20 protein-coding genes and 1 tRNA gene are annotated in these 19,570 nt (G+C 50.1%); 8 read left to right on the forward strand and 13 right to left on the reverse strand.

The window, feature by feature from the left end; translation table 11 throughout:
• Positions 1-25: 25 nt before the first annotated feature.
• The 4 genes from PMI41_RS18140 to PMI41_RS18155 form a co-directional block, all read right to left on the reverse strand.
• Positions 26-220 (reverse strand): Trm112 family protein, encoded by a 195-nt coding sequence (locus PMI41_RS18140; RefSeq protein ID WP_008127282.1) that lies wholly within the window; start codon positions 218-220, stop codon positions 26-28.
• 9 nt (positions 221-229) lie between these two features.
• Entirely contained in the window at positions 230-892 is a 663-nt protein-coding gene (locus PMI41_RS18145; protein ID WP_008127283.1) for an LON peptidase substrate-binding domain-containing protein, read from the reverse strand.
• Between the two features lie 53 nt (positions 893-945).
• Positions 946-1,920 carry a thioredoxin gene (trxA, locus tag PMI41_RS18150; RefSeq protein WP_008127286.1) on the reverse strand — a complete coding sequence of 325 codons (975 nt, stop codon included), beginning with the start codon at positions 1,918-1,920 and terminating at the stop codon, positions 946-948.
• 61 nt (positions 1,921-1,981) lie between these two features.
• The gene (locus tag PMI41_RS18155; RefSeq protein ID WP_008127288.1) at positions 1,982-2,491 is read right to left on the reverse strand and encodes a YbaK/EbsC family protein; all 510 of its coding nucleotides are present in this window, start codon (positions 2,489-2,491) and stop codon (positions 1,982-1,984) included.
• 195 nt (positions 2,492-2,686) lie between these two features.
• Between PMI41_RS18155 and PMI41_RS18160 the strand changes: the two genes are divergently transcribed.
• Both PMI41_RS18160 and holA read left to right on the forward strand, forming a co-directional pair.
• A tRNA-Gly gene (locus PMI41_RS18160) sits at positions 2,687-2,761 on the forward strand.
• A 215-nt stretch (positions 2,762-2,976) separates the two neighbouring features.
• Entirely contained in the window at positions 2,977-4,032 is a 1,056-nt protein-coding gene (holA, locus tag PMI41_RS18170; protein ID WP_008127291.1) for a DNA polymerase III subunit delta, read from the forward strand.
• Between the two features lie 12 nt (positions 4,033-4,044).
• Here the strand turns inward: holA and PMI41_RS18175 are convergent, their stop codons facing one another.
• The 5 genes from PMI41_RS18175 to mnmE all read right to left on the reverse strand — a co-directional run bounded on the left by PMI41_RS18175 (position 4,045) and on the right by mnmE (position 9,829).
• Positions 4,045-4,947, reverse strand: a complete 903-nt coding sequence (locus tag PMI41_RS18175; protein WP_008127292.1) for a ParB/RepB/Spo0J family partition protein — start codon at positions 4,945-4,947, stop codon at positions 4,045-4,047.
• Positions 4,948-4,985: 38 nt separating this feature from the next.
• The gene (locus tag PMI41_RS18180; RefSeq protein WP_008127294.1) at positions 4,986-5,780 is read right to left on the reverse strand and encodes a ParA family protein; all 795 of its coding nucleotides are present in this window, start codon (positions 5,778-5,780) and stop codon (positions 4,986-4,988) included.
• Positions 5,781-5,845: 65 nt separating this feature from the next.
• Positions 5,846-6,478, reverse strand: coding sequence for a 16S rRNA (guanine(527)-N(7))-methyltransferase RsmG (rsmG, locus tag PMI41_RS18185; protein ID WP_008127296.1), 633 nt, complete (start codon positions 6,476-6,478; stop codon positions 5,846-5,848).
• Positions 6,475-8,340: a tRNA uridine-5-carboxymethylaminomethyl(34) synthesis enzyme MnmG gene (mnmG, locus tag PMI41_RS18190; RefSeq protein ID WP_008127298.1), complete on the reverse strand. Its 1,866-nt coding sequence runs from the start codon at positions 8,338-8,340 to the stop codon at positions 6,475-6,477. The genes rsmG and mnmG overlap by 4 nt, the downstream gene beginning before the upstream one ends.
• A gap of 169 nt (positions 8,341-8,509) precedes the next feature.
• Positions 8,510-9,829, reverse strand: a complete 1,320-nt coding sequence (gene mnmE / locus PMI41_RS18195; RefSeq protein ID WP_008127299.1) for a tRNA uridine-5-carboxymethylaminomethyl(34) synthesis GTPase MnmE — start codon at positions 9,827-9,829, stop codon at positions 8,510-8,512.
• 69 nt (positions 9,830-9,898) lie between these two features.
• Between mnmE and PMI41_RS18200 the strand changes: the two genes are divergently transcribed.
• Positions 9,899-11,899 carry a thioredoxin domain-containing protein gene (locus tag PMI41_RS18200; RefSeq protein ID WP_008127300.1) on the forward strand — a complete coding sequence of 667 codons (2,001 nt, stop codon included), beginning with the start codon at positions 9,899-9,901 and terminating at the stop codon, positions 11,897-11,899.
• Here PMI41_RS18200 and rho read toward each other — a convergent pair.
• From rho to hemE, 3 genes are all read right to left on the reverse strand, one after another.
• Positions 11,896-13,161 carry a transcription termination factor Rho gene (gene rho, locus PMI41_RS18205; RefSeq protein ID WP_008127303.1) on the reverse strand — a complete coding sequence of 422 codons (1,266 nt, stop codon included), beginning with the start codon at positions 13,159-13,161 and terminating at the stop codon, positions 11,896-11,898. The genes PMI41_RS18200 and rho overlap by 4 nt on opposite strands.
• A 196-nt stretch (positions 13,162-13,357) precedes the next feature.
• Positions 13,358-13,834 (reverse strand): protoporphyrinogen oxidase HemJ, encoded by a 477-nt coding sequence (gene hemJ, locus PMI41_RS18210; RefSeq protein ID WP_052025938.1) that lies wholly within the window; start codon positions 13,832-13,834, stop codon positions 13,358-13,360.
• A gap of 61 nt (positions 13,835-13,895) precedes the next feature.
• On the reverse strand, positions 13,896-14,921 hold the full coding sequence (hemE, locus tag PMI41_RS18215) for a uroporphyrinogen decarboxylase (RefSeq protein WP_008127307.1): 1,026 nt from the start codon (positions 14,919-14,921) through the stop codon (positions 13,896-13,898).
• Between the two features lie 413 nt (positions 14,922-15,334).
• Between hemE and PMI41_RS18220 the strand changes: the two genes are divergently transcribed.
• The 5 genes from PMI41_RS18220 to dnaQ all read left to right on the forward strand — a co-directional run bounded on the left by PMI41_RS18220 (position 15,335) and on the right by dnaQ (position 18,967).
• Positions 15,335-16,156: a pyruvate, water dikinase regulatory protein gene (locus PMI41_RS18220; protein ID WP_008127309.1), complete on the forward strand. Its 822-nt coding sequence runs from the start codon at positions 15,335-15,337 to the stop codon at positions 16,154-16,156.
• Between the two features lie 23 nt (positions 16,157-16,179).
• On the forward strand, positions 16,180-16,773 hold the full coding sequence (locus tag PMI41_RS18225) for a Maf-like protein (RefSeq protein WP_008127310.1): 594 nt from the start codon (positions 16,180-16,182) through the stop codon (positions 16,771-16,773).
• The gene (locus PMI41_RS18230; protein WP_008127312.1) at positions 16,766-17,602 is read left to right on the forward strand and encodes a shikimate dehydrogenase; all 837 of its coding nucleotides are present in this window, start codon (positions 16,766-16,768) and stop codon (positions 17,600-17,602) included. Before PMI41_RS18225 ends, PMI41_RS18230 begins: the two co-directional genes overlap by 8 nt.
• Entirely contained in the window at positions 17,599-18,192 is a 594-nt protein-coding gene (gene coaE / locus PMI41_RS18235) for a dephospho-CoA kinase (RefSeq protein WP_008127314.1), read from the forward strand. Before PMI41_RS18230 ends, coaE begins: the two co-directional genes overlap by 4 nt.
• A gap of 67 nt (positions 18,193-18,259) precedes the next feature.
• Positions 18,260-18,967 carry a DNA polymerase III subunit epsilon gene (dnaQ, locus tag PMI41_RS18240; RefSeq protein ID WP_008127315.1) on the forward strand — a complete coding sequence of 236 codons (708 nt, stop codon included), beginning with the start codon at positions 18,260-18,262 and terminating at the stop codon, positions 18,965-18,967.
• A 44-nt stretch (positions 18,968-19,011) separates the two neighbouring features.
• Here dnaQ and secB read toward each other — a convergent pair whose 3' ends face one another.
• On the reverse strand, positions 19,012-19,497 hold the full coding sequence (gene secB, locus PMI41_RS18245; protein WP_008127318.1) for a protein-export chaperone SecB: 486 nt from the start codon (positions 19,495-19,497) through the stop codon (positions 19,012-19,014).
• Positions 19,498-19,570: the final 73 nt, after the last annotated feature.

Below are 19,570 nucleotides of genomic sequence, written 5' to 3' on the forward strand. Positions count from 1 at the left end.
CGTTGGAGCAAGCTATGCGAGTTTATCACTCTTCGATAGCCCTAGCCTCGGAAGGCAGCATGATGGGAATGCCATCTCGCACGGGATAGGCAAGGCGCGCCTTCTTCGAGATCAGCTCGGATTTTTCCTGATCATAGATCAAAGGCCCCTTGGTCAGCGGGCAGACCAGAAGTTCCAGCAACTTTCGATCAAGCGTTGTTTCACGATCAGCTTCTGTCATAGCGAGCCCCTATTGGAGACTTGATTCATAGTCATCCTGATCTTTTGCCAGCGCAATCTCGGTAATGGCAATCAAGGTTTCGGCTCTGGTTTTCAGATCCGCAGCCTCAAGCAAGGCCTGTTTTTCCGCAGCGCCGAACGGTGACATCATGGCAAGGGCATTAACCAGCGTCTCATTGCCGGCCCGCGATATGCCCTCCCAATCAGCTTCAAGGCTGTTTGCATCAAGATAGGCTCGAAAAACCCGCAGCAATGCAGCTCTGTCTACCTCACTGTCATCCGCTTCATCAAGATCGGCACGTAACGGAGCAATTTTGCACTGGCGGAAAGGAGCACGCGTTGCAAGTTCCTTCACAACCCTGAAACGGCAAATACCCTGTAGCGTAACCAGAATACGCCCATCACCGGTCTCAGCAAATGAAGTTATCCGGCCAAGACAGCCCACTTCACTCAGCTCAAGCCCCTCTTCGTCTTCTTGATCGAGGCGCGGCTGAATCATGCCAATAATGCGCTTAGAGCCAAGTGCGGCCTCTATCATTGCGAGGTAACGCAGCTCAAAAATGTTGAGTGGCAATTGCCCGCCCGGAAGCAGCAAAGCGCCCGAGAGAGGGAAGATCGGCACGCTTTCCGGAATATCGTCCAGTGTGCGATAGCGAACATTTCCAGCTTGCATAACTTGCTCCGGGCCAGACGCCCTTTAACCTGCTTCTCTGTATACTATACTTGTCAGGAAAACAGCAGAGAGGACAGTTTGCGACGGGCACTCATGGAAGCCGGGTCGCCGGCTCCCCAAGCCTCGAACAACTGCAGGAGCTGTTTACGAGCGCCATCATCATTCCAGGTACGATCCGCCTTCATAATGGCGAGAAGATGATCGGCTGCTTCATCACGCTGGTCCTTGGCATTGAGGATCATGGCCAGATCGTATCTCGCCTGATGATCTGCCGGGTTTGCCTTAAGGCGGGCTTCCAAAGCTGATGGGTCACCAAGTTCGGCCACCTGCAACGCCAATGTGATTTTAGCGTGCGCCGCCCGGACACCAGCATCTTCCTTACCTGCGGGCGGAACCGACTCTAGCGTCGCCTGCGCGGCTTGAATATCTCCAAGCTCAATCAGACAATTAGCCAGCCCTGCAAGGGCGGCGACATGATCCGGAACCTCTCCCAGCACCGCTGAGTAAATCTGGGCAGCCTGTTCAAAGTCCGCTGCTTCAACCAATTGGGTAGCCGTAGCAAGTGCCTCTTTAATCGCCTCATCACGCCCACCATCTGGTGAAGCAACCTTGTCGATAAATTCCTTCACCTTGGATTCCGGCAGCGCTCCCATGAAGCCATCTACAGGCTTACCATCGGCAAAGGCGATAACGGCAGGTATTGACTGGATACCCAGTTGCCCGGCAATCGCCGGATGATCATCGATATTCATTTTGACGAGCTTTACTCGACCGCCAGCGGCCTGAACGGCTTTTTCCAGAATTGGCGTAAGCTGCTTGCATGGTCCGCACCACGGAGCCCAAAAATCAACCAGAACAGGCTGGTTTTTTGATTCAGCAATCACGTCAACCGAAAAGCCTGCCGTTGTTGTATCCTTTATGACATCGACTGCTGTTGGAGCTTGCGCGTCAGCGGAACCGAAAGTCAGCGTTGTTGTTGCGGAACCGCTGCCATAACCGCCACCAAACGGATTATCTGTATTGCTCATGAAACTCTCCGTCACCTTTGGATGAATCAACTGCCGCTGGTACCGGCATATTCTAGAACACTCAGTTCGGGTCTGAAGCCTCGATTTTCAAGATCAGAGGCGAGTGCCCGGTCGCTTCGAGAAATCGCAAAAGATCATCTGGGCTTATCGATGTTGTTGCTTCGTTGGTTAGCGGGTGGGCATTGATACTTGCGTGTTGAAACAGGCTCTCATCAAGCACAACCTTCACATTGTGGTCTTCATCATTGATGACCCCAAGCACACTGACAGAACCTGGGGTAAGCCCGAGATATTCGAGCAGTTTTTCGGGTTTACCGAACGAAACCCGGCTCGCCGCGCCGATCTTGGTATGAATGGTTTTAAGATCAACCTCTGCTTCTTCGTCAACTGTCAGCAGAAAAAAGTTGTCTTTCTTGTCTTTAAGAAACAGGTTCTTGGTATGGGCCCCGGTGATTTGCCCACGCAAAGCCTGAGCCTCTGCAACGGTAAAAACTGCAGCGTGGCGAACCGTAGATACTTCAATGCCAAGATCCCCGATAAATTGCATCAACTCTTCAATCGACTTGGGCATGTATCCTCCTGCATGCGGCGCGCGCTTCCGGCAACCTGTCTAATGACTTGGGCGCGTTGTCTCAAGCAAAACCCTGAGACTTCGCTGCACAATCTGGAAATTTTACGGATATCGAAAGAAAGTCCAATTTTCCCTGTTGCAATTGGTCAGCGCTTGGGTCATATAGCACCCGCTTCGCAAGACTAACTGGCACATGCGGGAGTAGCTCAGGGGTAGAGCACAACCTTGCCAAGGTTGGGGTCGAGGGTTCGAATCCCTTCTCCCGCTCCAGTTGTCCGAAGATCAAAAGGCTCAGGTTTACCTGGGCCTTTTTGCTATTCTGGACATGAATACCGAACTTCGATGCCCTCCATCGCATCGCTTCAACACGAATCGCAATGCTGAGCTTTCGGATTTTCCATTCGTTCACCCTGCTAGATGCCTGATCTACAATGCAGTTGATATGACAATTGCAATGTCCGGCTAAATAGCTAAACCATTGCCCTATGGCACAGAAAAAAGCTCATGAAGTAGATTCGTTCCTGAAGCGTTTGGATCGTAGTTATCCAATCGTTTTGCTTTACGGGCCTGACAAGGGTCTTGTCAGCGAAAGAGCTGATCTCTTTATTACAATGACCGGGCTGGCAAAGGATGATCCCTTTGCCGTTATTCGGCTCGACGCGGACATTGTACAGGCCGAACCAGGACGGCTGTCAGATGAAGCTAACACCATATCCATGTTTGGTGGAGAGCGGCTGATCTGGGTTAGAAATGCATCTGCCCAAAAGGGATTGGCTGATGCTGTTTCACATCTGACCAAAAATCCACCAGTAGCAACCTTCATTCTCATCGAAGCTGGTGACCTCAAAAAGGGGGCTGGCTTGCGCGGTATCGTCGAGCAGAGCGCCAGTGCAATGGCACTGCCCTGCTATAGCGACGATGCACGCGGCATCGATAGCACAATTGATGACATGCTGACGAGAAACCAGCTGCAGATCGCTTTGGATGCGCGTAACCTGCTGAAAGAAAGTCTTGGTGGTGACAGGTTGGCCACCCGTGCCGAGCTGGAGAAAATTTGCCTTTATGCTCATGGCAAAGAGAGAATAACTATTGAGGACGTCCGTGATATTATCGGTGATGTCAGCGCAACGTCCTATGAGACAATTATCGATGCCATGATCACCGGCAATCTGACTGATTTCACATCTGCGTTTGATCGCGTCGTAAACACGGGTAGCCCAAGCTTTTTGATCCTTAGTTCAGCAATTCGGCAGTTTCAAATGTTACAAACACTCCGTTACGGCATGGAAACAGAGGGCAAGAATGCTGCTGCCACTGTGGCCTCAGCACGACCACCTGTATTTTTTGCCAGGAAAAAACTGATGGAAACAGCGCTTCAGCGCTGGTCAACTGCCTCCTGCGCCAGAGCAATAGAACGGCTGCAAAAGACTGTTCTCGAGAGCAGGCGTAACAGCGCGCTCTCTATTCCGATCATTCGTCAAACAATGATAGCTTTGGTTGCAGAAGCAGCCCGAGCCGGACGCAGCAGCAACGGGCGCTAAGATTCTGCTGTCTCAGGCCAACCCGCCCCATTTGGTACGATTTTGCAGACGCTGGCAAATTTCATCCAGCTGTTCAAGCGTTGTGTAATGAATGCGAACATCGCCACCCTTGTTGAGGTGATTGACCGTAACGCGCATGCCCATGACATCAGATAGCAACTTTTCAAGCGCCTGCGTGTCCGCATCTTTTTCATCAGGCGCTTTGGCTTTAGGGGCTTGCTGCTTTCCACCTTCACCCTGTGCCAAGGCTTCAGCCTGACGAACCGACAGGCCATCACGAACAATCTTGTCCGCCAAGGCTGCAGGATTATCCGCAGTGATCAATGTTCGGGCATGACCGGCAGAAAGAGAACCGTTAGTGATCAAATCCCGTACTGGTTCAGGCAATTTTAGCAGTCGAAGTGTATTGGCAACATGGCTACGGCTTTTGCCGATGACTTGGGCCAAATCCGACTGCGTGTAGTCATGATCATCGATAAGCTGTTGATATCCCATGCCTTCTTCCAGCGGATTAAGGTCGGCACGCTGCACGTTTTCAATAATTGCCAGCTCCAGAGCGACACGATCATCAACTTCACGAATGATTACCGGCACGCTGGTCAAGCCCGCGCGTTGCGCTGCGCGCCAGCGGCGCTCGCCTGCGATCAGTTCGTATCTATCGGTTGAATCCTTGGCCAACCTGACAACCACAGGCTGCACAATGCCATGCTCACGTATGGAATTTGTCAGGTCTTCCAGATCGGCCTCTGTAAACAATCTGCGTGGGTTGCGCGGGTTGCGCGCGATAAATTCTATTGGAATTTGTCTGTCTAAAGTCGCGACAGGAGCCGCCGCTTCGTCCGGGACGCGATCCATTTCCCCGATAAGTGCAGCAAGGCCACGTCCAAGGCGTTTCTTTGACAGATCTTCATTCATTGTCGCAGGCTCTCAAAAATGTTTCGTTAACGAATCGATCAAGCGGCTCGCAAAAGCCGCTCTCTCTGAATAACTTCTGACGCAAGTTGCAGATAAGCTTGGCTGCCTGCACACTTCAAATCATAAAGAATAGCGGGTATTCCGTAGGAAGGCGCTTCAGACACGCGCACATTTCTTGGAATAACGGTGCGATAAACCTTATCGCCCATAAATGAGCGAACATCATCCACAACCTGTGTAGCCAGATTGTTCCGACCATCATACATGGTCAGAACGATGCCTTGAATTGTCAACGCCGGATTGAGCGATGTACGGACTTGACTGACGGTTTCGAGCAACTGGCTCAAACCTTCAAGCGCAAAGAATTCGCACTGCAACGGAACCAGCACAGAATCGGCAGTTGCCATTGCATTCATAGTCAAAAGATTGAGGGAGGGGGGGCAGTCTATAAGGATATAGGTGAATTGTGATGCTGCGGAATTACCTCGGAAAGCCTTACGCAGCCGCGTTGCCCGGTCTGAAGCATTGGCAATCTCCATTTCAACGCCGAGAAGATCGAGCGTAGAAGGAATTAAAGACAGGCTTGGAACAGCTGTAGGAACCGCCGCCTCTTCAACAGTCGCGCTTTGCATCAACACATCGTATGATGATATAGCTCGGCTCTTTCGATCAATCCCAAGACCGGTGCTGGCATTTCCTTGTGGATCGAGATCAACAATAAGCACATTCTCGCCAATTGCAGCCAGCGCAGTAGCAAGGTTGATAGCGGTCGTTGTTTTACCCACGCCGCCCTTCTGATTGGCTATGGTTATAATACGAGTCTGGCTGTTCATTGACTTTTCCTGAACATTTAAACTGTTCGTTGCCGATCAAACGGGATGCAGGTGTTCAGTGTAATTCAAACTCGTCGAAGATTACTGATTTGCAAAACGACCGAATCCTGATCAACCGCACTTTTATGTTCTACCAGATCAAATACCCAGCCGTCACGGGTTTCGTCAATCTCACGGCGATAATCCCGTCCTTTTTGAAAAAGCGCCGTGGCTCCATTGGTCAACCAAGGTTCAGCAAGGGTGAACAACCCACTTAATGAAGCCAATGCCCGCGCGGTAATAATGTCTGGCACAGCTATTTTTTCCCATGCAGCATCGATTCTTGCTGCATGAACGTTAGCAGGCAGCGATAGTAATCCAATTGCAGTACGCAGAAATGCCGCTTTTTTGGAGTTACTTTCCACCAGATCAATTTCCGCAGCCTCGGATCCTTTTAGGAGAATCCCGAGAATAATTCCCGGAAAGCCACCGCCGGAGCCAAGATCAAGCCAGCGTTTTGCCGATGGCGCGAATCGAAAAAGTTGAGCGCTATCAATAATGTGTCGTTCCCACAATTGATCAAGCGTTGATGGAGATGCCAAATTGATTGCCTTGGACCACTTTCTGAAAAGCTCCTCAAATGCAAACAAATCTTCCAATGTTTCACGTGAAACATGTGGAAGAACCTTTCTAAGGCTTTTCTCCCGATCAGCGGTCACGCGGCTTTTCCACTTGACGAACGCCTGATTTGCGTAATTATCAATGCCAAAGCAGCTGGCGTCATTCCATCAATACGTTGTGCTTCGGCGATCGTGCCAGGCTGACGCAGCTTTAGCTTTTGTTTCAGCTCGTTTGACAAACCCGCAGTCGCGCTGAAGTCCAGGCCTGGCGGAATAAGCAACATTTCATCACGCTGCATTGCTGCAACATCGCTCTTCTGACGATCAAGATAAACCGCGTACTGGGCTTCAATCTCGAGAGCTTCACCAATACGAGAATCAATACTGCGTAATTCGGGCCATATTTCCCTGACGCGTTGCAAATCTATGTCGGGGAAAGCCATAAGATCATAGGCGGTACGCCGGACGCCATCTTGATTCAAGCGCAAACCAGCCTGTGCCGCTGCATTGGGCGTGATCATCAAGGTTTTTGCCAAATCCCGCGCGCGATCCAGCGCTTCTGTACGCTGTTTAAATCGAACTTCGCGGCTACGTCCAAGAATACCAATTTCACCAGCCAAGGAAGTAAGGCGCTCGTCTGCATTATCTGCGCGTAAAGACAGTCTGAATTCCGCTCGCGACGTAAACATACGATAGGGTTCACTTACACCGCGAGCAGTCAGATCATCGACCATGACGCCAATATAGGCTTCAGTTCTTTGCATTATAATGGGCTTCGAGCCACCGGCCACCCTAGCTGCGTTGAGACCTGCCAAGAGGCCCTGTGCTGCGGCTTCTTCGTAACCGGTTGTGCCATTTATTTGCCCAGCCAGAAAGAGGCCTGCAATTCGGCGCGTCTGCAAACTGCGATCCAGCTCGCGTGGATCGATAAAATCGTATTCAATAGCGTAACCTGGCTGGAGCATGATAGCATGCTCAAGCCCTGGTATTGTCTTGAGAATGTCCAGTTGTACGCTCTCGGGAAGGGAGGTCGAAATTCCATTGGGATATACAGTGTCATCATCCAGGCCTTCCGGCTCAAGAAATATCTGATGTCCGTCCCGATCACCAAACTTCACAATTTTATCTTCAATCGAGGGGCAGTATCGTGGGCCTATTCCTTCAATTGATCCGGAATACATGGCTGAGCGGTGAATGTTTTCTCGAATAACCTTGTGTGTCTCTTGTGTGGTTCGCGTAATCCCGCAATCGATCTGCTGATTTACAATCGAATCTGTCATTAACGAAAAGGGCAGGGGATTCTCATCGGCCGACTGCATTTCCAAACTTGCCCAGTCGATTGATTTGCCGTCCAGCCTTGGTGGTGTCCCAGTCTTTAAACGTCCCAGTGAAAAACCTTGCTGCTGCAACGTATCTGAAAGTCCCAGCGCCGGAGCTTCACCCATGCGACCAGCGGGAATCTGTCTTTCACCTATGTGAATAAGCCCGCGCAGAAATGTTCCTGTGGTCAGGACAACTGCAGCGCAATCGACTATTTGTCCATTCATCAACTGGACGCCAACAACTTTGCCATCCTTAATGACCAGATCGTTTGCACCGCCTTCTACGACTTCGAGATTTGCCTGTTCTGCAATAGCGTTTTGCATTGCCAATCGATAAAGCTTCCGATCGGCCTGCGTGCGAGGCCCACGAACAGCCGGTCCTTTTCGCCGGTTGAGCAGTCTGAACTGAATGCCAGCAGCATCAGCTACCCGCCCCATGAGGCCGTCCATGGCATCAATCTCTCTGACCAAGTGGCCTTTTCCCAAACCGCCAATTGCAGGATTACACGACATCACACCAATTGTGTCGGCTCTATGGGTGACCAATGCAGTTCGTGCACCAGAGCGAGCGGAAGCAGCAGCAGCTTCACAGCCTGCATGCCCACCACCAATAATGACAACGTCAAATGATCTCTGCACGATGCAAAACTTTCTGGATTCGATTTCGCCTCTAGATGGGCAAAACCGTGCTGTGAGTCAAGTATAACCCGATAAACGATGTTTCACGTGAAACATTTCTGAGTTTTAAGTTATGAATATAAAAAGTGGCATTAAATATGTTTTCAACGCTCCCAATGTTTCACGTGAATCATTTGCCGATACAAAATTGTGAAAAGACAACATCCAATATATCCTCAACATCAACGTCGCCGGTAATTCGGCCAAGTGAATGAGACGCACGCCTAAGATACTCAGCTCGAACCTCTAGTGGCGCACTCTCGTCGTCAATCGCTGCCCTCAATTCGATGCTGGCGGCACTCAATAATTCCATATGCCTGCGTCGTGTTGGAAGAGGATCGCTTATTTCTCCAGTCGCTTCTGTGGCCTTTTGAGATAGAGCTTCAACCATTTCTTTGATTCCAACATTGGTACTTGTCGAAATCAAAAGATCGTATCCCGCAATTTCTGAATGGACCAAGTCCAGCTTTGTCCCTATGCGAAGGACATTGTCACTCGCCACATCACTGAGCATTTCAATTGGATTGGATAAATCATAAAGAGCTAAAACAAGATCAGCGTTTGCGGCGCGATCTAATGCCCGTTCAATCCCGATCTTCTCAACAGCTCCCAGCGTTTCGCGAATACCTGCGGTGTCAGTCACAAGCACATTGATACCACCCAGATCGAGCTTGATTTCGATAAGATCCCGTGTGGTACCTGCCTCGTCAGAAACAATAGCAACATCCGTTCCCGCCAACGTATTTAAAAGACTGGATTTGCCCGCATTCGGCGCACCTATAATAACGACTTTATAGCCGTCTCGTACGATAAATCCGCGCTTCCCGTCGCGCACATGCCTGTTGATCTGTTCTGCCAGGCTTCCCATCTGCTTCCAAACCTGGTCGGAAACGGAACCTGGCACATCTGATTCATCTGCAAAGTCCAGTTCGGCTTCTATAAGGGCGCGTGCACGTATGAGATCTGTGCGCCAGCTGGCATAAAGCTGCGCCTGTGCTCCTGATGAAATCTGCAAAGCCAAGCGTCTCTGGCTATCCGTCTCAGCCGCAATAAGGTCTGCCAGACCTTCCGCAGCCGTAAGATCAAACTTGCCATTTGCATAGGCGCGACGGGAAAACTCTCCAGCCTCCGCCATTCTACAGCCGGGGAAGTCATAAAGGGCAGTTATCATCGAATCGACGACAGCCTTACCTCCATGCAGGTGAAATTCGGCACAGTCTTCTCCTGTAAAGCTGCTCGGACCGGGGAAAAACAGCGCTAAGCCCTTGTCTATAAGTCCGCCGTTGCGGTTTTTAAAAGAGCGCAACTCTGCTTTTCTCGGTAAAAGATTACCGCAAATCGTTTCGATAACGAATCGAGTCTGTGGGCCAGAAATGCGCATGACCGCTATCCCAGATGGAAGACGGCCACTCGACAGCGCAAATATTGTTTCTTCATAGAAATGATTCATTTCATACACTTCCTGCTACACAGGTCTTGATAACCCTCTTAAGGTTGTTGGGGAAGAGTAAGGTGATCCATGTTTGAAGCGGCCAATCTCCTAGGTACAGAATCCAGCCCCTATTTACGCCAACACGCTGATAATCCTGTGCATTGGCGCCCGTGGGGCAGGTCTGCTTTGGACGAAGCCATATCCACCAACAAGCCAATATTACTTTCCGTTGGCTATGCTGCGTGCCATTGGTGCCATGTCATGGCTCATGAATGTTTTGGAGACAATGAAGTTGCTCACCTGATGAACGACCTTTACATCAACATCAAAGTGGATCGTGAAGAGCGTCCTGACATCGACCAAATCTATATGGCAGCACTTGGAGCAATGGGCGAGCAGGGCGGCTGGCCTCTGACAATGTTTTTGACACCTGAAGGAAAGCCGTTTTGGGGTGGCACGTATTTTCCCAAGCATTCGCATTATGGCAGGCCGGGATTTCTGGATGTCCTACGTTCAATATATGGGGTATGGCGAAATGACCGCCAGCGCGTTGATCAGAATGTTACAGCGCTAACCCGACATATCAGCGAACGTCTTGATGCCAAGTCCGAGCGCACCGAGATCGATCCGGCGTTGTTCAACCAATTTGCATCCAACATTTATGGGGCTATGGACCCTGTTAAAGGCGGCTTATCTGGTGCTCCCAAGTTTCCGAGTGCACCTTTCATGGACACTATCTGGCTATCCTGGCTCCGTGATCGTGACGAAACCCACAGAGACATATTTGTCAAAACCTTGGAAACCATGCTTCAAGGCGGGATTTATGATCACCTTGGCGGGGGACTGTCGCGATATTCAGTGGATGATGCATGGCTCGTACCGCACTTTGAAAAGATGCTTTACGACAATGCTCAATTTATCCGCCACGCCACATTCGCCTTTGGCGATTCCGGTAACACGTTGTTCCGTAGCCGAATCGAGGAGACGATCGCTTGGCTCGAACGCGAGATGCTGGTGGATGGAAGATTCGCATCTAGCCTCGACGCGGATAGCGAAGGCGAAGAGGGCCGTTTCTATGTCTGGCACGACGCCGAGATTCCTTTGGAATTCAACGAGTTTCGAAACATTTACGACGTTACTTCAGTGGGTAATTGGGAAGGTAAAAACATTCTCAATCGTCTGAATTCCATCGCTTTATTGGATGAAAGAACCGAGAATAAACTAGCTGATGCCCGAAAAAAATTGCTTGTCATACGGGATCAACGCATTCGTCCCGAACGCGACGACAAAGCACTGACGGACTGGAACGGCTTGATGATTCGAGCCTTGGCGGAAGCTGGCCGTGCGTTTGGTAGAAGCGAATGGATAAGTCTTGCTGAAAGTATCTATCGTTCCGTATCCGAATCTATGGTTGATGGGCGGTTACCGCATTCAGTTTTGGGAGATTCCCGATTATTTCCCGGCCTGTCGTCTGATTACGCTACCATGATCAATGCTGCTGTTTCTCTACATCAGGCCACACAAAACGACGATTACATGGATGCTGCCAAGCATTGGAAACGCATGCTGGACGCTTGGCATCAAACTGAGAATGGCGATTACTCGCTTAGCGCAAATGACAGCACAGATACAATCATACGGGTTCGAGGTGATCAGGACGAAGCAATTCCCAGCGCCACCAGCCAGATTATCGAAGCACTGGCACGACTGGCATTGCTGTCCAATGATGAACAGCTACGGCAACATGTAAATCTCGTAGCCGAAAATGCACTCGGCCGGGTTCTGCAACAGCGCTACGGTCAAGCCGGAGTACTCAATAGCTCCAGCCTGCTGCTCGATCAAACAAAGCTCGTTATCGTGACGCCGGAAAAAACACATGCCTTAATGCATGTCGCAAATCAGAACCCGGACCCTCGTCGTATCGACCTTTGGATCAAACACATCGAAGAACAAACCATTGAACTTGTTCCCGGTGGGGGCGGGGTACTCATAAAAAAACCCGCAGCTTTTTTGTGCCGCGGGTTTGTCTGTCTTGCACCGGTTGAGACAGAAGCAGAGCTTGAAGCCCTGCTTCGCTCCCGAGTTTAAGTATTCATATTATCAAAGAAGTCGCTGTTGGTCTTGGTCTGCTTCAGCTTGTCGATAAGGAATTCGATAGCATCCGTTGTGCCCATTGGAGCCAGGATACGGCGCAGAACGAAAATCTTCTGCAAATCCTGACGCGGCACGAGCAAGTCTTCCTTGCGTGTACCGGACTTGAGAATATCCATGGACGGGAAGATGCGCTTGTCGGCAACCTTACGGTCGAGCACAATTTCCGAGTTACCGGTACCCTTGAATTCTTCAAAGATAACTTCATCCATACGGCTGCCCGTGTCGATCAACGCTGTCGCAATAATCGTCAGCGAACCACCTTCCTCAATATTACGGGCTGCACCGAAGAAGCGTTTTGGACGCTGCAACGCATTGGCATCAACACCACCGGTCAAAACCTTGCCTGATGATGGCACGACCGTGTTGTAAGCGCGGCCAAGACGCGTGATTGAATCGAGTAGAATAACCACATCTCGGCCATGTTCAACAAGACGTTTAGCCTTCTCAATAACCATTTCCGCAACTTGTACGTGGCGCGATGCTGGCTCGTCGAATGTTGAAGAGACAACTTCACCTTTTACGGAACGCTGCATATCCGTCACTTCTTCCGGACGTTCATCGATGAGAAGAACGATCAGATAGCATTCAGGATGATTTGCAGTGATTGAGTGGGCGATGTTCTGCAGAAGAACAGTTTTACCCGTACGTGGCGGGGCGACGATGAGGCCGCGCTGGCCTTTACCAAGTGGTGCCACCAAATCGATAACACGAGCCGACAAATCTTTTGTCGTCGGATTTTCCAGCTCCATCTTGAAACGCTCATTGGGATAAAGCGGCGTCAGGTTATCAAAATGGATTTTATGACGAATCTTTTCTGGGTCTTCAAAATTGACCGTATTGACTTTCAGAAGTGCGAAATAACGTTCACCTTCTTTTGGTCCGCGGATAGGACCTTCTACGGTATCACCGGTTTTCAGAGAAAAGCGCCGGATCTGCGATGGCGAAATATAAATATCATCAGGGCCAGGGAGATAATTGGCATTGGCGGAACGCATAAAGCCGAAACCGTCCTGCAAAATCTCAACCACACCTTCGCCGATGATCTCGACTTCCTGAGAGGCAAGTTTTTTGAGGATCGCAAACATTAATTCCTGCTTGCGCATGACGCTGGCATTTTCAACTTCCAGCGTCTCCGCGAAAGCCAGAAGGTCTACCGCGGTTTTGTTCTTAAGTTCTTGTAGTTTCATTTCCTGCATGTGTGCGGAACTCTAATTCTTGTTGTTTGAAATGGGGAAGGGAAATGACGTTGCCTGAATGCAGTGCCATAGTGAAATGGCCGGAGATGCTATGGCGGTATTTCCGTAGGAAGAGCCCCTATCTAGCCAATAGACCAGTCGAGGGCAAGAGGTTTCATGAGTCCTATTGATATAAGACTGTAGTTTTTATGATGAATCAAAATGGCCTAATGATGACCATAATCACGATAACGATCATAAGTAATGTAGGGACTTCATTCATCAATCGCCAGAAACGGGCCGATTTCTGGTTTTTATCCTCTGAAAAAAGCCTAACTGCCTTGGAAAAAAAGCCATGTACACCTGACAGAAGAATAACTGCCAGAAACTTTACATGGAACCAGCCATCCAAATATGCCTGACTTTGCCAGGCAAGCCAAAGTCCGGCGAGCCATGTAAGTCCCATTGCAGGATTGATAATCGCCTTAAGAAGACGATTCTCCATGATCTTGAATGTCTCGGACTGAACAGAGCCCGGTTCTGCAGCACAATGGTAAACAAATAGACGGGGCAGGTAGAGCATACCGGCCATCCACGAAATGACGGCAATTACATGGATGGCCTTGACCCAGAGATAAGCTCTGTCCGGATAAAGCAGAACCAGACCAACCACAGCAACAGCGACGGCAACCATGATCAAACGTGGTAGAACCGGAACCCTGCTTGTATCTGGTGAACTGCTCACGGCACTCTCCTTATTTAGCCAGACGCACGCGATTTATCATCTGCTCAACATGAGAAACCGGAGCATCCGGGGTAATCCCATGACCGAGGTTGAATATCAAAGGCCCCTGGCCGAGTGCATCTATAATGGCATCAACGCCATCATCTATTGCTTTACCGCCCGCAACCACACGCAAGGGATCAAGATTACCTTGGACTGCACCCTGACCCTGAAGTGACGAAGCCATGGAAAGCGGCACGGACCAGTCCAACCCCAATGCTGTTACGCCGGTGCGTTGGCGATAATTGGTATAGAGCGCTCCAGCTCCCTTGGGAAACCCGATAATCGGCACATCGGGATGTACCGCCCGAACCTTTCGAACAATCTTTTCGACAGGTGCGATGCAGAACTGCTCAAAGCAGGCTTCGTCGAGCACACCCGACCAGCTGTCAAAAATCTGAACTGCATCTGCACCGGCATTGATCTGCCGTATCAGATATTCAGCTGATACATCCGAGAGTTCATCAAGCAGCTTTTTAAACGCTTCGGGTTCGCGATAGGCGAACAGCCGCGCTGGAGCCTGATCCGGTGTTCCATGCCCTGCAATCATATAGGTCGCAACAGTCCATGGAGCTCCACAGAAGCCCAGCAGAGTTGTTTCTGCAGGCAATTGTTGTCTGAGCAGTCGGACCGTCTCATAGACCGGTTCCAGTCTGTCTGCAGCACCTGCAGATTCCAGCCAGAATATCCCATCCTTGTCGATTGGGGTCATCAGCGGACCACGACCTTCTTCAAAGCGAAGATCACGTCCAAGCGCATGCGGAACAACAAGAATATCTGAAAAGAGAATTGCCGCATCAAAACCAAAACGGCGAATTGGCTGCAAAGTCACTTCAACAGCAAGGTCGGGGGAATAACACAAATCAAGAAAGCTTCCGGCATTCTTCCTGACTTCTCTATATTCTGGAAGGTAACGTCCGGCCTGTCGCATCATCCAGATCGGAGGTGGAAAAACAGTTTCCCCTCTTAGAACTTTCATCACTTTGCGATCAGTCATTGGTGATCCCTCTCCCGGGTCTCTCTTAAAAAAGAAATTCAGATCTATTTTTGATTTTCTGATTCTTAGAGTCTGTTAGTAGCGGGAATTAACACATTGTCAGAATTTTCCCACAGCAAACAAATATCAGAGACTTTCGGGAAAACCTTCCTCACAGATGGCTCCGATCTGGGGAAAACATAAAAGCCTATATATATCATATACCTAGGTATATACCAATCAGCCAACACTTGTGGATAAATGTATAAGAGCAGACGAAAAGTCGCAACAATTCACAGTATCAAGGTTTGGGCGGAAGGTTTGCGCACAAGTTCGCTGACTGTGGATGACTTGCCAACAATCCACATGGCTGCCATCTCTTGGCGGAATTTGGCCAAATTGTCCCCATTCATCAACAGGACGTGGAAATTTCTGTGACGAAACCGGTAAACTACTTTCATCTTCATATGATTTCTGATGCGACCGGAGAGACTCTTATTGCCGCCGGTCGTGCAGCTTCGGCACAATATGCCCATGCACGGGCCATTGAACACGTTTATCCACTCATTCGGACTGAAAAGCAGATTCGCAAAGTGCTGGAAGGTATAGATGCTGAACCCGGAATCGTTCTTTATACAATTGTAGACCAGCGGCTTGCCGCAATGGTTGATGATAGTTGCGCGGAATTGGGTGTTCCATGTGTGTCGGTGCTCGAACCCGTACTGACACTGTTTCAATCCTATCTCGGTGCGCCGGCAGGGCGCAGGGTAGGCGCACAGCATGTTTTGAATGCGGAGTACTTTCAGCGAATTGATGCTCTCAACTTTACGATGGAACATGATGACGGGCAGCTGCCTCCGGATATAGAAGAAGCTGACGTTATTCTGATCGGTATTTCCCGCACGTCCAAAACGCCCACAAGCATCTATCTTGCCAATCGCGGTATCAAAACGGTCAATGTACCTATTGTTGTGGGCGTTCCGGTACCGGACGCGCTTGTGAATTCGCAAAGGCCTTTGATAGTAGGGCTGGTTGCGTCTGCCGAACGCATATCGCAGGTCCGTCAACATCGTGTCTTGGGCGCAACCCAAGGCTTTGATTCGGATCAGTATCTGGACAGGGCAAACATAATCGAGGAATTGACCTATGCCCGGCAAATCTGCCACAGGCATGGTTGGCCAATGATCGATGTATCAAGACGTTCAATTGAGGAAACTGCCGCCGCTGTGCTTGCCCTGCGAGCGCAAGGTAGATAGCGCGAGGCACTTGAAAGAAAACGATGGATATAATTCTTGCATCCAAAAGCCCATTCCGGGCAGCACTGCTGAAAAATGCCGGGGTAAAATTCACGGCTCAATCAGCTGATATCGATGAGCGTGCAGTTGAAGCGCCTCTCTATAACAGCGGTGCCAGTCCGGAGGATGTTTCTCTGGTACTGGCAGAGGCAAAAGCTCTTGATGTCAGTGAGCGTAATCCTTCAGCGCTTGTAATAGGTTCAGACCAGACGTTGTCACTTGGTGATGAGGTTTTGCACAAGCCCGAGAATATGGAAGCTGCCCGTCGCCAGTTGTTGAAACTTTCTGGCAAGACACACCATCTTAACAGCGCAGTTGTCATTTGCAGAAATGGCCAGACACTTTGGAGACATGTGTCAGTCGCTCGAATGACATTACGCGACCTTACGCCGGAATTTGTAGGTCGCCATTTGTCTCGGGTCGGACCCATCGCACTTCAAAGCGTTGGCGCTTACCAATTTGAAGGGGAGGGAGTACAGCTTTTTCAGAAGGTCGAGGGTGATTATTTCACAATCGTAGGACTGCCCCTGCTTTCCCTGCTTGCCGAACTTCGCAAGGAAGGCGCGATCGATGCGTAAGGCCTTCGTAACCGGATACCCGATCAAACACTCACGATCACCGTTGATTCATGGCCATTGGTTGAAGAAGTATGGGCTGGAAGGTTCCTATGGAGCGGTTGAAGTTGCCCCGGAAGATTTCAATGATTTCGTGAGCACCTTGCAGCAAAATGGCTATGTCGGCGGTAATGTTACCATCCCTCATAAGGAAATGGCATTTGCCCTGTGTCAGAAGCGTGATCCTGCCGCCGAAGAAATCGGTGCTGTAAATACATTGTGGTTTGAGAACGGACAGCTTCGCGGCGGCAATACCGATGCCTATGGATTTCTTGCCAATCTCGATGCAAGCAGTCCGAAATGGGACACACACAAAACCGCGCTTGTTTTGGGTGCCGGTGGCGCAAGCCGCGCAATCATTTACGCTCTCAAGCAGCGCGGTCTGACGGATATTCGTATCGTAAACCGGACTCCGGCACGCGCCAAAGAATTGGCAGATCGTTTTGGTTCAGGCATCAGCGCGCATGAGTGGGCCGCTTTGCCTGAACTTCTCGACGACGCGTCTCTGATCGTGAACACAACCTCTTTGGGGATGGAGGGCAAGGAGAGCCTGGCAATCGATCTGTCTAATGTAAAATCTGACAGCCTGGTCACAGATATAGTCTATGTACCACTTGAAACTCCGTTGCTGAAAGCTGCCCGTGAAGCAGGGCTGAAAACTGTAGATGGTCTAGGTATGCTTTTGCATCAGGCTGTACCAGGTTTCGAATATTGGTTCGGTATGCGTCCGGAAGTGACCTCCGAGCTGCGCGATTTAATTCTCGCTGATATGAATGGCGGGCCTAAAAAATGATCGTACTTGGCCTGACCGGATCAATTGGGATGGGTAAATCAACGACAACCCAAATGTTTCTTGACGCCGGGATTCCTGTCTATTCCGCCGATGATGCGGTGCATCGGCTTTATAAAGGCGCTGCCGCACCGCTGATCGAGCAGGCTTTCCCCTGCACAACAAGGAATGGCGAAGTTGATCGGACAAAATTATCAGCTGCCGTCATGGGTAAGCCGGAAGCTTTGCGAAAACTGGAGAGTATTGTTCACCCGCTCGTGCGAAATGAAGAAAACAGCTTTCGCGAAAAAGCACACGATAGCGGTGCAAAACTTGTTGTTCTAGACATTCCTTTGCTTTTCGAAACGGGTGCGGAAAAGCGGGTTGATAGAGTTCTGGTTGTAACTGCGCCGGAACAAGTGCAACGGGAAAGAGTTCTTGCCCGACCTGATATGACAATTGAAAAACTTGATACCATCCTCGCCCGGCAAACGCCGGATGCTGAAAAGCGAAAGCGAGCAGACTTTGTTATTGATACAAGTCGTGGGCTGGAGGCAGCGCGTGCCGATGTTCATGAGCTTATTCATTCGCTGGTGGATATGTCTGTAGATTAGAGAAGCAAGGATCGCATGGTATTGCCAGGCTTGGTGAAGTCGTGGAACTTGCGATAAAGGTGATTCCATGCGCGAAATTATATTTGATACGGAAACAACAGGTCTTGATAGACTCGATGATCGCATCATCGAAATTGGTGGTGTGGAACTAATCAATCGGTTTCCGACTGGTCGCACATTTCACGTCTTCATAAATCCGGAAGGTAGGACTGTTAATCCTGAAGCGTTGGCGGTGCACGGGATTAGCAATGAGCAACTGGTAAACGAACCGCTTTTTGCTGGGATACTTCAGGAATTTCTCGATTTCATCGACGGCGCAAAATTGATAGCCCACAATGCGACCTTTGATATGGGATTCATCAACGCCGAACTGAATCGTCTTGGGCATCCACCAATCCATAATGACCGTGTTATTGATACGCTGGCTTTGGCCCGCCGCAAACATCCCATGGGTCCGAATTCGCTCGATGCTTTGTGCCGACGCTATGGTATCGACAACAGCCATCGCACCATGCACGGCGCGCTTCTTGATTCGCAGCTGCTTGCTGAGGTCTATATAGAACTCATTGGCGGCAAGCAGACCGCACTAGGGTTGACGGTTGCAGACCAGACGAGCAATCGAAGTGATGCAGGCGAAACAACTGCAATCATTATTACGCAACGCAAAGTAGCGTTGCCACCCCGGCTAAGCGAAATTGAAAAGCAGGCGCATGCTGCCCTTGTGGCCAAGCTTGGCGAAAAAGCGATCTGGAACGAGCGTATAGAAGCGCAATAAAAAACCCGGGACCAGCCCGGGTTTCCTTGGATCAATATCAGATTTTAGCTGACTTTCGCCTTGGCCTGTTCTTCAGCCATGCGCTGCTGGAACATTTGGGCAAAATCGATTGGATCGATCATTAGTGGAGGGAACCCGCCGTTGCGTGTTGCTTCAGCGATGATCTGGCGTGCAAATGGAAACAGCAGGCGAGGGCATTCGATGAAAAGCAGTGGCAAGAGGTGCTCCTGCGGGAAGCCTTCCAGCCGGAAAACACCGCCATAGACCAGTTCCGCGTTGAACAGGACTTCCTTGCCTTCCGCAGCCTTGGCCGAAAGTGTGAGAACAACATCAAAATCATTCTCAGCAATGGGATTGGCATTCACATTGACGTTGATGCTGATGCCGGGAGCCTTGTCACGCGGGCGCAGCGACAGGGGCGAACCTGGGCTTTCGAAGGAAAGATCCTTCACATACTGTGCCAGAATATTCAAAGTCTGTGGCTGGACAGTACCGTTGCCATTGCCGTTTTCTGCGTTCTCATCAGCCATTGTCTGGAAACCTTTTATTGTTGCACCCGCCGTGGCGGTCTAAAAAATCAATCGTGGCTGGCTAGCATGTGTT

It is taken from the genome of Phyllobacterium sp. YR531, assembly GCF_000282595.1.
Taxonomy (GTDB): Bacteria; Pseudomonadota; Alphaproteobacteria; order Rhizobiales; family Rhizobiaceae; genus Phyllobacterium.